Consider the following 13,922-nt stretch of genomic DNA (forward strand, 5'->3'; position numbering starts at 1 on the left):
CCCCCCGCCACGATCTTGCCGTCGCGGAACAGCACCGCGCCCCTGTCGATCCGGCCGCCCTCGCCGTCGAGGATGGTGACGTTGGTCAGCAGCGTCGGCACGCCCGGATAGGCCCGGTAGGTCGACGGATAAGGATCGTGATTATAGCCCTTGCCGAGACCCGGGCCCTTCTGCGCAGGCGGGGTGCTGGAGGCGGTGGCGGGCTTTCCCCCGCTCCCTCCACACGCGGTAAGGGCGACGCAGGCGGCCGCCATGGCGAAGCTTCGGATCAAGCGTGACTCCCTCGGGTTGTTCTGAATGTCCCCGCGCCGAGTGATTGCGGTCCGCGCGACATTTGGCAAGCGGCTGCACCTAGGGGCTGTCCGGAATCGGCGGAATTGCGTGCATCTCCCTATGGCTTTTCGTGCAAAATTAACCGATGCTGAGTAGATCGAGGCTCGGCTTCGACCTGTGCAGGGGCAGGTGGTTTGCGCGTTGGAAGAAATGATCAGCATGCGATGAGTGCCATCTCATCGTCTTCGAACGTCAGCCTGGCGCGCTTCCTGGCGGTAATTGCATTGGTGTGCACCCTTGCCGTGCTGGCAGGCTGGGCATTCGACCTGCCGCTGCTGCAGCGCTTTCTTCCGCATACCTACCCGATGTGGCCGATCAATGCGATCGGCTATGCCTGCCTCGCCACCGGCCTGCTGCTATCCCAGACGCAGCGCAACCGCTTCGCCCTCCCCTTCCACATCGTTGCCCTGCTGATCGGGGCGGTCGCGTCGGCGCATTCGCTGATCGGCACCTGGATGGATGTCGGCACATTGCTGTTCCAGGATCGAGTCGCTGCCACGGGGCTGGACCAGGCCGGACGACCCGGTGTCAACGCCATCGTCTATCTGCTGATGCTGCCGATCGCGGTATTCGCCGCGCACAGCCGGTGGCGACTGCTGCGGGAAGTGGCGCCGCTGATCGCGATGGCCCCGCTGGCGCTGGCGCTCGCCTCCGCCACCGCGATGATGCTCGCGCCGCATGCCCCCTCGGTGAACATCGGGCTGCGCGCCTCGGTGCCCGGCACGATCGCTGCGCTGGCGCTCACCGCCTCGATCCTGGTCGGCCAAGGGCGAAGCGAACGCCGGCGTGTAACCCGGATCGAACGCTCGGATCCGCTCTCGATCCAGACCGTGGTCGCCGGCGCCATTCTCCTGCCGACGCTGCCCGCCACCTTCGAGTTGCTGCTGGAGCGCAGCAACCAGGGCTCGGCCGCGCCCGGCCATCTGGTGCTTGCGCTGTTCAACGTGCTGGCGGTCGGCCTGATCGCCTATTGGGCCGTTCGCCGCGTCGGCCAGGAACAGAGCGCCCGGGCCGAGCTGAGCCTCGCGCTCGACGGCGCGACGGTGGTGATGACGGACGCACGCGGCAGCATCCTGCACTGGTCACTCGGCTGCCAGCAGCTTTACGGCTACACCGAGAGCGAGGCGCTGGGCGAGAACATCTACATGCTGCTGCGTGCCCGCTGCCCGAGCTGGAACAGCAGCTATGCCCTGCCCGATGCGGACGGCGCGCAGGAACTGATCGAGCAGCGCAAGGACGGCAGCGAGGTCCATGTGATCGAACGCCTGCTGCGCTTCGCCATGCCCCGTCGCGGCGCGATCACCGTTCACAGCGTGCTGGACATTTCCGAACGCGTCTCGGCCCTGCGAGCGCTGCGCGCGAGCGAGGAACGACTGGCCCAGGCGACCGCGGCACACGAGCTCGGGATCTTCGATTGGGACGTGGGCAGCGATCACGTCAACTGGTCGCCCGGCACCGAACAGCGGCTGGGCCTGCCGCTCGGCTCGCTGTCCAGCTTCGCCAACTGGAAGCAGCTGATCGATCAGGACGATCTGGAGAAGCTGCGCAGCACCGTGATCCATGCCATCGCCGAGCGGGCCGAGCGCTTCTCCTTCCGCTACCGGCTGGTCAACTGCCAGGGCGCCGGGCGCACGCTCGAAGGCTCCGCGCGCTGCTTCTATTCGACGAACGGCGATCTGATCCGCGTTGTGGGCGCAGCGCTCGACATCACCGAGCGCGACGAGCGCGAGGCCGCGCTGCGCCGCCGCGAGGCGCAGCTGCGCACCGTGCTCGAAACCGTGCCCGACGCGATGATCGTGCTGACCGGCACCGGCTCGATCGTGCAGTTCAGCGCGGCGGCGGAGGAACTCTGGGGCTATCGCGCGTCCGAAGTCGTCGGTCGGCACTTTACCATGCTGATCCCGATGGAGGAGGTGGAACCCGACGAGGCGGTGCTGCAGCGCTTCGTCGAGACCGGCGAGGGGCTGGTCGGTGAAGTGCTGGTCGGCACCGCGCTTACTGCCGACGGCCACCGATTCCCGGCCGAGATGCGGGCCGGCGCCGCGCGCAGTGACGATCATCTGCTGATCACGGTGTTCATCCGCGACCTGAGCGACCGGGTCGCCACCGAACAGCGCCTGAGCGAGCTGAACAACGAGATCGCCCATGTCTCTCGCCAGAGCGCAATGAGCGAGATGGCAGCCGACCTTGCGCACGAACTGAACCAGCCGCTGAGCGCCACCGCCAACTTCCTCGCCGCCGCCCGGATGCTGATCGAGCGGGGCGAAGGCGGCACGCGCGTTACCGACCTGCTGCGCATGGGGTCCGAACAGACCCAGCGGGCCGGCGAGATCATCCGCCGGCTGCGTGCCTTCGTCGCCCGCGGCGAGGTGGAAATGCGGGTGGAGTCGGTGGAGCGCACGATCCGCGACGCGGTGGAACTGGTCCTGGTCGGCACCGGCCATTTCAACCTGCGGGTGAGCTTCCAGCTCGACCCCGAGGCGCGCTTCATCCTGGCGGACCGGATTCAGGTCCAGCAAGTTCTGGTTAACCTGTTGCGCAATGCTGTTCAGGCATTAAAGCTTGTCGACCCAGACGACCGCCAGATCACGATAGCGTCGAAGAAGTTGCCGGACCAAATGATCGCGATCTCCGTCACGGACAGCGGCCCGGGCCTTCCCGCCCATGTCTTGGAAACCCTGTTTTCAAGATTCAGTACGACAAAAGGAGGAGCAGGCGGAATGGGGATTGGACTTTCGATCAGCAAACGCATTATCGAAGGCCATGGGGGCACGCTGAGTGCGGAAAACGCGCCGGGGAGTGGCGCGTCCTTCCGCTTTACCCTGCCGGGTGTCGAAGAAGGTGAAGAATAATGACCCGAACGATCTACATCGTCGATGACGACGATGCCGTCCGCGCTTCGCTGCACAGTCTGCTTTCGGTCCGCCCGGACCTGATCGTCCGCGGCTATCGCTCGGGCGATGCCTTCCTCGAACAGGAAGAGGAACTCGATCCGGGGGTGGTGCTGCTCGACTTCCACATGCCGGGATCGAGCGGGCTCGACGTGCTGACCAAGCTGGACCGCACCCCGAAGTTCGTCGCCATCGTGCTGACCGGCCAGGGCAATGTCGGTTTGGCGGTGCAGGCCATGAAGGCCGGCGCGCTCGACTTCATCGAAAAGCCCTATGAGGCCGAATTCCTGCTCAAGGTGATCGACCAGGCCTTCTCCAAGCTGGAGGAAGACAGCGAGGCCGCCGCCCGCACGGCCACCGCGGAGTCGAAGATCGCCAAGCTCTCCCCGCGCGAGACCGACGTGCTCAAGGGGCTGATCGAAGGCCGATCGAACAAGATCATCGCCTATGAACTCGACATCAGCCCACGCACCGTCGAGATCTATCGCGCGAATCTGATGGAGAAGCTGGAAGTCCGCAGCCTGTCCGAAGCGCTGCGCATCGCCTTCGCTGCGGGACTTTTCCCCAAGGGGTGACACGGGCTTCCGCCGGAACCCGACCCGAAATGGAGGGTATTCGGGCGGAAGCCGAGCAATCTCCGCCCGATACCCGCTGGGCCGGGAGCGCCGCCCGCCCGCCATACGGGCACGGCGCCGCTGTCACCGACGATGTCAGTGGGTCGTGCCGGCGTCGCGCAGCAGGCTGGCGATGGCGGCGGCAGGGTCTTCCGCTGCGACATGGTGGATATGCGCGGCCGCGGGATCGGAATCGGCACCGATGATCACCAGCCGGTGCCACAGCGGGTCCGCGCTCAATGCGGCCAGGCCGCCGGGATGGGCGCGGGTCGCGTCGAGATCGGCGACCAGCACCGGCGTGCTGCCGCCCAGACGCCCGATCCTCGCGGCATCGACCTGCTCCATGCTCACCACGTCGACCCCGGAAAGCGCGAGGCGCGCGGCCAGCATGCTGCGCAAGCCTGCTTCGCGTACCATCAGGATGACCAGCATGTTCACTACCACCACAATCGATTGGACGCCCCTGAAGGTCCTGGATCATAACGGGTCCGGCAAACCTGACTAGAGAGGTATCGCTTTGGTTCGCTCAGGTCGGCGCAATCAGAACTTCAAAACAACGTCCGCATACCCATAACGAGCGTCGCCATTGTGCGGCGCGTTCGGCGCGCTGGTCAGGAAGCGGCCCTTGGCGAGATAGGCGGCGCCCAGCTCGACGCGCAGCCGATCGGGAATCAGCGAACGGCGTACCCGCATCTCCACCTCGGTACCGGCATGACGGCCGGACGCACCGGTCTTGTCGCGCACGCTGGTAAAGGCGAAGGTATCGGTGCGATCCGCCAGCCAGAGCCCGCGCAGCGCCACCATCATGTCGAGCCGCTTCGACGGCTTGGTCTCGAGCCGGATGCCCGGCGAGACGAGGTTGGCGAGGCCCACCGGGCCGAACAGCGAGGCGGGACCGTAATCGGCCCGACGCGCGCCATAGAGCGAATCGAACCGGCCATAGCCTGGATTGGCGCCGTCGCCGCTGGCATAGTCGAAGAAGGCCGAGAGGCGCGGCGTCCAGCCCTTCGCCACGGTGTAGCCGCCCTCGACATGGACGAAGCCGGCCCGCACGTCGAGATCCGCGCGATCGGTTGCCGCCGTGGTCAGCCGGGCGGACCCGCGCTGCAGTGCTGCTTCCGCTTCGACATCGAACCTGCCCTTGGCGGGAACGCGGCGCAGGCGCAGGCCGAAGGTCACCAGCCGGCGATTGCGCGTCTGGTAGCCCGCCCGGTCCTGCTCGGCGAGCCGGAGCGCATAGCCGCCGACGCTGATCTTGTGGCCGATATCCGCAAGGTTGCCGTCGAAGCCGTAGAACGCCGTTCCGGTGTTGACGTGGTCCAGCTGCACGCGATTGTCGAAGATGCCATCGGCACTGTTCGGCAGCGCATCGATCGGCCGCGTCCAGAACAGGGTCAGCTCGTCCTTCCTGCCCGTGCGATACTCGGCCCGAGCGCCCAGATAGGAGGGGAAGGTATTGCCGAAGTCGGCCCGTGCGACGAGGCGCTGGGCCCCGAACGTCATGGTGAAGCGCCCCGCCGTCGCGGTCAGGCTGTCCTTCTTGGCGAGCAGGTTGCGGAGCTTGTAGCTGACATAGGCCTGGAGCGGCTCCAGCGTGTTGACGTCGCTGGCCTTGACCGAGCTGTTGTGCCCCTCGCCATAACCGCGCGCGTCCATCAGTTCGCCGCCCAGCGTCAGGTCGCCCCAGTCGAGCCGGGCGGCGACGAGCGTGCGGAACGAGACGAAGGCGATGCTGTCATCCACTTTCGGGCGGAACTGTCCGTCAATGCCTTCGAAGCGGGCGCGGAAACTGCCCTCCACGCTGAGCTTCGGCCCGGACGGCGCAGGTGCGGAGGGCTTGGTCTGCGCCTGCGCCGTTCCCGCTGCCAACAGCAGCGCCAGCCCGGTGCCGCGCACTACCCAACCGCATCTCTGAACACCATGCACGTATCACTTCCTCCGGGGCCTCGGTTCTTGGCCTTATAGGAAGGATCGCGGAGCCTCTCCGTGTTGCAGCCGCACACTAGTGGATATGCGTACGGTCCGCGCTACCGTTACGTAAAGGCGGATCCGCTAGAGATGCCGAAACACACCTATAATGAACGGCAGACCGCCGAATACGGCGCCATGAAACCGCTTCGGTCCCTGCATCGAAGCTCGCGGATGGAACGCAACATGTTCGCTTTTCTTGATGATTGGCCCCTTACCAAAAAGATGCTGGCGGCGTTCAGCTTTCTGGGCCTGCTGCTGATCGGTCTCGCGATCAACGGCTGGATGTCCAACCGCGACCTCTCCAGCATTGCGCGCCGGCACGTCGAGATAAGCGTCGCCGGCATGTCGAACATGACCGACGTGATCAGCGACATCAAGGAAATGCGGATCATCGTCTACAGCCACTATAACGCGCTGACCGACGAGGAACGTGCCAAGCTGCAGAAGCGCCTGGACACCGCCTCGGACGAACTCGATCGCGACATCAAGGGCTTCGCCGCGGTCGCCGATGCATCGATGGCGGCTGACGTGACCCGGCTGACGACGATCAAGGGGCAGCTGGACGATATCAACCGGCGCATCTTCGAGGCCAATCTGGCCAACAAGGATGGCGCGGTGAAGCTGATCAAGGGTGAGGGCAAGGAGCGCTCGCACGACGCGCTCGACCAGGCCCAGAAGATCCTCGACGCGCTGCGCAAGGCATCCGAAGAAGCCAATGCGCGCGGCAACGCCTCGTCGTCCATGGCGCTGATCCTCACCATCGGGCTGTCGCTGGTCTCGATCGGTGCGCTCGGCACCGTCTGGCTGACGATCAACCGCACCGTCGCCCAGCCGATGGCCCGCCTCGCCCATGTCACCAAGACGCTGGCCGAAGGCGGCACCGCCACCGTGCCGAGCCTGAACCGCGGGGACGAACTGGGCGAGATCGCCCGCGCCGTCGAGCAGTTCCGCCTCGCCGCTGCAGAGCGCGCCCAGGTCGACGCGCGCGCCGCGGCCGAGCAGCAGATGGTGACCAACACCGTTCGCGAAAGCCTGGTGCGCGTCGCAGGCGGCGACCTGACCGCCGACGTCACCGCCGACTTCCCGCCGGCCTATGCCGAGCTCAAGTCGAACCTCAACGAAGCGCTCGCCGCGCTTCGCGAGCTGATCGGCTCGATGATGGAATCGACCCACCGCATCCGCACCGGCTCGGGCGAGATCGCCCAGGCGAGCGAGGATCTCGCCCGCCGCACCGAGGCCAACGCCTCCGCGCTCGAACAGACCGCGGCCGCGGTGACACAGATGGACCAGCGCCTCAAGGCGACCGCCACGGCCGCAAGCAGCACGGTGCAGCGCGCCGACCAGACGATCGGCGTGGTCTCCTCCGGCCGCAGCACCGCCGACGAAGCCGTGCAGGCGATGACCCGCGTGTCCGAAAGCGCCAAGGGCATCGACAGCGTGATCGAGGGCCTCGACAAGATCGCGTTCCAGACGCGCGTTCTCGCGATGAACGCGGCGGTCGAGGCCGGCCGCGCCGGCGAGGCGGGCCGCGGCTTCGCGGTCGTCGCCGATCTGGTCTCCGCGCTGGCGATGCGCGCCGAGGAAGAGGCGGGCCGCGCCCGCGACCAGCTGACCGCCACCCAGGCCGATATCGTGACGGCGGTGGGCATGGTCGAGAAGGTCGACGGCGCGCTGTCGAACATCTCGAGCGATGTCGGCGAAGTCCACCAGCTGCTCGGCCGCATCGCGACCGACAATCAGGCCCAGTCGTCCGCCATCTCCGAGATTTCGCAGACGATCGGCACCATGGACCAGTCGACCCAGCAGAACGCCGCGATGGTGGAGGAAACCTCGGCGGCGGCCCGCAACCTCACCTCCGAAGTGGCGGCGATGGCGGACCGCGCCGAACGCTTCAACATCGGGCGCACCTTCGGCGACCGCATCGGCGGCACCGCCGCCCGCAAGCCCGCGGCACCCGCCCGCGCGACCTCGTCCGGCAGCGGCTATGTCTCGCCGGTGAAGCCGATGGCGATGCCGGTGGCGACCGCTTCCGCCGGAGGGGACGACTGGGCATCGTTCTGATCGCCCTTCCCCTTGCGGATCACGGGCGCCCGGCCTTGCCGCGGCGCCCGTTTTCTTTTTGGCCGACGGGATAGTGCCAGCCCGCGCGCCGTGCCCGCAGCATCGACACGTCCACCGCGCTGTGTAGTTGCCCACGCGCGGGGGGAGGCACGCCGGACGGCGCAGGCCGCAGCACATGCCCGCCCCTCCGTCTCGGGCACGAAAAAGCCCCGGGGGAGCACCCCGGGGCCGAAGGATTTCCAGTCCGGAACGCTCCGAATCAGGCGGCGGCGGCGGTCGCGGGCGCGAGCGGCATGGTGTCCCCGCCCGACTGGCCGGCCAGGCCTTCCATGATCGTGCGGTTCACCGTGATCAGCTCCATGATCGATTCCCGCCCGGCGACGACGTCGCTGGTGAAGCGATCGACCCACAGGCCCAACGAGATGATCTTCGCGCGCAGCTCGACGGGCAGCGTGTTGCCGCGCGCCCCGCAATCGGTGACGAAGGCGGTCCACATCTCCCGGTTGCGATACAGCGACGGCATCAACAACGCGCCCTTCAGGCCGGCCTCGTGCGCGGTCAACATTTCGCCGGTGATCTCGCGCATCAGCCGCAGTTCCGCAGCGCGCGGCGTTTCGGCCCGGCTCCGGGCCGCCTGATAAGCATTGATCGTCATTGTCGCTCCTTTGCTCCTGACGCCATTGTAGGAAGATTTTGCCGACCTGGTCCTTGGTCTTCCTATAAGATTCCTGCGTCCCCTCGGTGCGGGCGCTTTCCAGGGACAGTGCCGTGACCGATTATATTCTTCCGCATGCGCTGCCGTCTGCGCTCGACGGGCGCGAGGGCATCAAGCTGCTTTCGCTCGACTGCTTCGACACGCTGCTATGGCGCGATTCCCATGCGCCGCGCGACATTTTCGATGCGCTGGGCAACGCGACCGTGCTGCAGCGGCAATGGTCCGAAATGCGCGCGCGCACCGCCGCCCTCGTCAAGCACAAGCGCAACGAAGTGACGATCGCGGAAATCTATCGCGAGATGTTCCCCCACGCGCCGAAGGCAACGATCGCCGCGGCCATCGCCGACGAGCTCGATGCCGAGGCCCGCCACTGTTTCGCGTTCCAGCCGACGGTCGCGCTGATGCGGGAAGCCAAGGCCCGCGGCCTGGGCGTGATCATCGTGTCCGACACCTATCTCGATGCCGACCAGCTGCGCACCCTGATCGCCCGTGCCGCGGGCGAGGACGTCGCCGCGCTGATCGACCGCATCTTCTGCTCGTCCCAGTATGGCCGCTCCAAGGCCGAGGGCCTCTATCAGGACGTGCTCAAGGTGCTGAAATGCGCGCCGGAGACGATCCTTCACATCGGCGACAACAAGGTGGCCGACGTCGAGGGCATCGCGCCGTTCGGCGTGCGGACCGTGCACCTCAAGCAGTTCGCCAGCACCACCGAGCAGCGTCTGCGCCTCGAATCCTCGATCAGCGCGCTGATGCACCCGCGCGTGCTCGGCATCATCTCCGCCCAGCAGCCGCACCGCGCCGCGCTTGCGGCGGGCGAGCCGCAGATCAGCGACCCGGCCGAGGCCCTTGGCTTCTCCGTGATCGGTCCGGTGCTCCACGCCTTCGAACGCTGGCTGCAACAGGAAGCAGCCGAACTTCAGGCCGAGCGCGGCGGCACCGTCCACTGGCTGTTCCTGATGCGCGACGGCCTGCTGCCGATGCGCATGCACCAGGCGGCCGCACCCGAGGCCAAAAGTCACCCGGTGGAGATCAGCCGCTTCACCGCAGTCGGCGCGGCGCTGACCAGCGAGGCAGCGGTCGAACGCTACCTCCATTACGAGGTCGGCAGCGCGGTGGAGAAGCTGGCCAAGCAGCTGCTCAACGAAGCCGAAGCACGGGTAATCCTGAAGGGCCTGCCGGAGAAGCGCGGCCGCACCCCCGCCTTCCTCCGCGAGATCCGCAAGCCGCACCGGATGAAGCAGATCCTGCGCAGCGGTCGTGCCATGGCCGATCGGCTGGTGGCGCATGTCCGCAGCATCGTCGATCCGCAGCCGGGCGACACGCTGATGCTGGTCGACCTCGGCTATAACGGCTCGGTCCAGAACGAGATCGACGCGCTGCTGCGCGAGCGGTTCGACGCCCATGTCGCCGGCCGCTACCTGATGCTGCGCGAACAGTTCGGCGCCGGGCTCGACAAGAAGGGCCTGATCGACGCGCGGGCCTATGACTGCCACACACTGGAAGCGATCGCCACCAACGTCGCCGTACTGGAGCAGGTCTGCACCGCCGCGCAGGGCTCGACCGTCGACTACAAGGCCGACGGTACGCCGATCCGCACCGAGAACAGCATCAAGGGCCGCCAGAGCGCGACCCGCGAGCGCATCCAGGAAGGCGCGCTGCGCTTCGAACGCGTGCAGGCGGGGCTGCGGCTGCGCGGCACGCCGAGCGACGAGCTGCCGCTATGGCGCAACGCCGCCACCGCGGTGCTCGGTAGACTGATGTTCCTGCCGATGGCGCACGAGATCGCCGTGGTCAGCGCGTTCGAGCATGACGTGAACCAGGGCGTGGCCGATACGGTGCCGCTGTTCGATCCCGAGATCGCCCGCCACGGCCTGCGCCAGCGCGGCCTGATCTACCTCAAGGGATCGGAGCGGATGTACCTGCCGGCCGAGCTCAATGGCGAAGGCCTGCCGGTCAAGCTGTCGCTGCTCGCGCAGAAGCGTTTCGGCCTGCCGCTGAAATATGCCGATTTCGTCGACAGCACCATCTCGCTGCCGCTGATCGTGGCGGACGGCGTGCATGCCTCGACCGGCGCGGTCACCGCCACCCCGACGCATGACGGCTATTACATCGCGCCGATCCCGATCGAGGATTGCCGCTTCTCCGTCGGCATCCAGTTCGGCCAGCTGTTCGACTGGGTGCAGGTGGAAAGCGCCGTGTTCATGCCGGTGGAGGACTTCCTTGCCGAGTTGCAGCGCAGCAGCGCGCATCAGGTGAACGCCGCCCCTTCGCTGGAGGGGATGCATCAGGTCGCTCCGCACCTGTTCCGGTGCGACAATGAATACGCCTTCATGATGGTGCCCCCGCCGCCGCGCGTCGACGATCGTCCGATGATGCTGGCGCTGGTGTTCCGCCCCATCGCCCATCGTCAGCCGGCCGAAACCGCGGCCGCTCCCCTTCTCTCCCGCGCGCAGGCAGCCAACGCATGAGCAACCTCCTGATCCATTCGATGACCGAGTTCTGGGACATCATCCTGGGCACGCTGCACGCGGCCGGCGCGCGCAACCTGGCGGAGGTCGGCGCCGAGTTCGGCGGCACCAGCCAGCACCTCGCCGCCTATGCGCGGGTGACCGGGGGCACGTTGACCAGCATCGATCCCGAACCCAAGCAGGAATTCCTCGATTGGGTAGGCCAGACTCCCGAGGTGCGCCACATCCCCCTCCCCAGCCTGGAGGCGATGCCGCAGCTGGCGGAGGTCGACGCCTGGGTGATCGACGGCGACCATAATTACTACACCGTGCTCAACGAGCTGCGCATCGCGGCCAGACTGGCGCAGCGCGACGGCCGGCCCCTGCTCGCCTTCCTGCATGACGTGAGCTGGCCCACCGGCCGGCGCGACATGTATTACGCGCCCGATCGCATACCGCCCGAGCATCGCCACGCCCACAGTCCCGATCGCGGCTGTACGCTCGGTCAGTCGGAGCTGCTGCCGCCCGGTCACGGCTTCCGTGGCGAAGGCTTCTTCTCGTTCGCGCTGCACGAGGGCGGGCCGAGGAACGGCGTGCTCACCGCGGTCGAGGATTTCCTCGACGAGGGGCGCGCCGCGGGCATGCAGCTCGCCTTCGCCAACGTGCCGGCGGTTTTCGGGCTCGGCATCCTGTTCGATGCCGCAGCACCCTGGGCGGAAGCCGTGGCGAACGTGGTGTTCCCCTGGCACAACAATCCGCTGCTCGCCTCGCTCGAGCAGAACCGGCTGCGCAACTATCTGGCGGTGATCGAATGGCAGGATCGCGAGCGCGATCGCCTTTCGGCCTAAGCAGTTTCCCAGAACCCACACCTCGCCCGGAAACCATCCTATAATTCTGGAAACATCCAGGGAAAGATTTTAGGCCCGTCATGCTGAACGCCGTTGGTTTCGTCATCATTCTGGGTTGCGTGTTCGGCAGCTTCATGATCTCGGGCGGCAAGTTCGAGATCATCATCCATGCCCTGCCGCACGAGCTCATGGCGATCGGCGGCGCTGCGATCGGCGCGTTCCTGGTCGCGAACTCGATGCCCACCGTGAAGAAGGCGGGCGCCGGTCTGATGCGCTCCTTCAAGGGCGGCCGCTGGAAGGCCAGCGACTATACCGACCTGCTGACGCTGATGTTCACCCTGCTCTCGCTGTTCAAGAAGAGCGGCGCGACCGGCATCGAGCCGCACCTCGACAAGCCCGAGGAAAGCGACATCTTCAAGCCCTATCCGCGGCTGCTCGCCGATCATCACCTGATCGAGTTCCTCTGCGACTATCTGCGGATGATGACGGTGAACTTCGAGGATCCGCACCAGCTGGAATCCGCGATGGAAGCCGATATCGAGAAGCACCATCACGAGGAAACGCACCCGCAGCACGCGCTGCAGCTGATGGCCGACGGCCTCCCCGCCATCGGCATCGTCGCGGCGGTGCTCGGCGTCATCAAGACCATGGGCTCGATCGATCAGCCGACCGAGATCCTGGGCGCGATGATCGGCGGCGCGCTCGTCGGTACCTTCCTCGGCGTGCTGCTCTCCTACTGCGTGGTGGCGCCGCTGGCCGGCAAGCTGCTCGAGACCATCGAGGGCGACTCCCAGCCCTTCACCATCGTGAAAACCGCGATCGTTGCCTACGCCCAGAACCAGCCGGTGCAGGTCGCGATCGAGATCGCCCGTCGCATGACGCCTTCCGCGTACGCGCCGACCTTCCAGCAACTCGAATCCGCTCTCGACGAGGCCAAGAATGGACTTTCCCCTGCCACCGCTTGAGGCCGAGGGCGCACTTGCGCTCCCCGCACACGGTTCCACCGTGACGGCCGCGGATCTTCAGACCCGCCTTATCCAGGCGGTCGACGGCGACGGCCCGGTCGAGGTGGATGCCTCGCAGGTCGAAAGCGTCGGCCAGGCGGTCCTCCAGTTGCTCGTCGCGGCCAAGGCGGAAGCCGAACGCCTCGGCAAGGCATTCACCATCCTCAACCCCAGCACTGCCTTCACCGATCGTGTGAACCGCTGTCAGCTCGCAGCAGCGATCGGCATTGATACCGGAGACCTTCTGTGACCAAGCTGATCCTTACCGTCGATGACTCCGCGAGCATGCGCATGCTGCTCAAGACGTCGCTGACCGCGCAGGGCTTTCGCATCGAAAGCGCGAACGACGGCCAGCATGGCCTGGAGCGCATGCACGAAGTCAAGCCCGACCTGCTCATCACCGACATCAACATGCCGAAGATGGACGGGTTCGAACTGATCGAGGCCGTGCGCAAGGTGCCCGAGTTCAAGGGCGTGCCGATCCTCGTTCTCTCGACCGAATTCTCGGACGAGAAGAAGGCGCGCGCCCGCTCCGCCGGTGCCACCGGCTGGATCACCAAGCCTTTCGAGGCCACGAAGCTGGGGGCGGCGATCCGCCGCGTCTGCCCGTGAGCGACGAATTCGACGATATCCAGGCAATCTTCTTCGAAGAGTGCACGGAAGGCCTCACGACGGCCGAGGAAGGGCTGTCCGCCATGCAGGCGGGCGATCTCTCCGCCGAGACGATCGCCGGCGTGTTCCGCGCGATCCACTCCATCAAGGGTGGTGCCGGCGCCTTCGGCCATTCGGACCTGACCGCCTTCGCGCACAAGTTCGAGAACGTGCTCGATGAAGTGCGTGCCGGGAAGATCGTCCCCACGCCCGGCGTGATCCGGGTGATGCTGAGCTCGTTCGACGTGCTGTCGGACCATGTCGAGGCGGCCAAGGGCAATGCGTCCCGGCCGAACGACGGGGCCGCACTGAGCGCGCTCGAGCAGGTGCTCGCGAACAAGGGCGTGCCTGAAGGCGACGCGCCGGCCGCGGCCGCGGCCGCGCCCG

At 66.7% G+C, this 13,922-nt stretch carries 12 protein-coding genes and 1 pseudogene; 9 read left to right on the top strand and 4 right to left on the bottom strand.

Features of this window, described 5'->3' with window-relative positions:
• A pseudogene (locus KK7_RS21225) lies at positions 1-272 on the bottom strand (amidohydrolase); the annotation flags it as partial.
• A gap of 225 nt (positions 273-497) precedes the next feature.
• On the opposite strand from KK7_RS21225, the gene KK7_RS0118585 reads away from it, so the two are divergent.
• Positions 498-3,185, top strand: coding sequence for a PAS domain-containing sensor histidine kinase (locus KK7_RS0118585; protein WP_010546144.1), 2,688 nt, complete (start codon positions 498-500; stop codon positions 3,183-3,185).
• Positions 3,185-3,799 carry a response regulator transcription factor gene (locus KK7_RS0118590; protein WP_010546145.1) on the top strand — a complete coding sequence of 205 codons (615 nt, stop codon included), beginning with the start codon at positions 3,185-3,187 and terminating at the stop codon, positions 3,797-3,799. Before KK7_RS0118585 ends, KK7_RS0118590 begins: the two co-directional genes overlap by 1 nt.
• A 135-nt stretch (positions 3,800-3,934) precedes the next feature.
• Here KK7_RS0118590 and KK7_RS0118595 read toward each other — a convergent pair whose 3' ends face one another.
• Positions 3,935-4,270: a hypothetical protein gene (locus KK7_RS0118595; protein WP_237709257.1), complete on the bottom strand. Its 336-nt coding sequence runs from the start codon at positions 4,268-4,270 to the stop codon at positions 3,935-3,937.
• A gap of 108 nt (positions 4,271-4,378) precedes the next feature.
• Positions 4,379-5,707 (bottom strand): alginate export family protein, encoded by a 1,329-nt coding sequence (locus tag KK7_RS0118600; protein ID WP_158000037.1) that lies wholly within the window; start codon positions 5,705-5,707, stop codon positions 4,379-4,381.
• Between the two features lie 285 nt (positions 5,708-5,992).
• Here KK7_RS0118600 and KK7_RS0118605 point away from each other — a divergent pair, with 285 nt between their 5' ends.
• Positions 5,993-7,870, top strand: coding sequence for a methyl-accepting chemotaxis protein (locus KK7_RS0118605; RefSeq protein ID WP_040599265.1), 1,878 nt, complete (start codon positions 5,993-5,995; stop codon positions 7,868-7,870).
• Positions 7,871-8,129: 259 nt separating this feature from the next.
• Here KK7_RS0118605 and KK7_RS0118610 read toward each other — a convergent pair whose 3' ends face one another.
• Positions 8,130-8,525 (bottom strand): flagellar biosynthesis regulator FlaF, encoded by a 396-nt coding sequence (locus KK7_RS0118610; RefSeq protein ID WP_010546149.1) that lies wholly within the window; start codon positions 8,523-8,525, stop codon positions 8,130-8,132.
• Positions 8,526-8,638: 113 nt separating this feature from the next.
• Between KK7_RS0118610 and KK7_RS0118615 the strand changes: the two genes are divergently transcribed.
• From KK7_RS0118615 to KK7_RS21230, 6 genes are all read left to right on the top strand, one after another.
• A complete protein-coding gene (locus KK7_RS0118615; protein WP_010546150.1) occupies positions 8,639-11,053 on the top strand; it encodes an HAD family hydrolase in 2,415 nt (804 codons plus the stop codon).
• Positions 11,050-11,880, top strand: a complete 831-nt coding sequence (locus KK7_RS0118620) for a class I SAM-dependent methyltransferase (RefSeq protein WP_010546151.1) — start codon at positions 11,050-11,052, stop codon at positions 11,878-11,880. Before KK7_RS0118615 ends, KK7_RS0118620 begins: the two co-directional genes overlap by 4 nt.
• An 80-nt stretch (positions 11,881-11,960) precedes the next feature.
• Positions 11,961-12,845 carry a flagellar motor stator protein MotA gene (motA, locus tag KK7_RS0118625; protein ID WP_010546152.1) on the top strand — a complete coding sequence of 295 codons (885 nt, stop codon included), beginning with the start codon at positions 11,961-11,963 and terminating at the stop codon, positions 12,843-12,845.
• Positions 12,820-13,134, top strand: a complete 315-nt coding sequence (locus tag KK7_RS0118630; RefSeq protein WP_010546153.1) for an STAS domain-containing protein — start codon at positions 12,820-12,822, stop codon at positions 13,132-13,134. Before motA ends, KK7_RS0118630 begins: the two co-directional genes overlap by 26 nt.
• The gene (locus tag KK7_RS0118635) at positions 13,131-13,496 is read left to right on the top strand and encodes a response regulator (RefSeq protein WP_010546154.1); all 366 of its coding nucleotides are present in this window, start codon (positions 13,131-13,133) and stop codon (positions 13,494-13,496) included. The genes KK7_RS0118630 and KK7_RS0118635 overlap by 4 nt, the downstream gene beginning before the upstream one ends.
• A partial coding sequence (locus KK7_RS21230) for an Hpt domain-containing protein (protein WP_010546155.1) occupies positions 13,493-13,922 on the top strand: 430 nt, incomplete at its 3' end. The genes KK7_RS0118635 and KK7_RS21230, both read left to right, overlap by 4 nt.

Origin of the sequence: Sphingomonas elodea ATCC 31461, from assembly GCF_000226955.1 — a bacterium.
GTDB lineage: Bacteria > Pseudomonadota > Alphaproteobacteria > Sphingomonadales > Sphingomonadaceae > Sphingomonas > Sphingomonas elodea.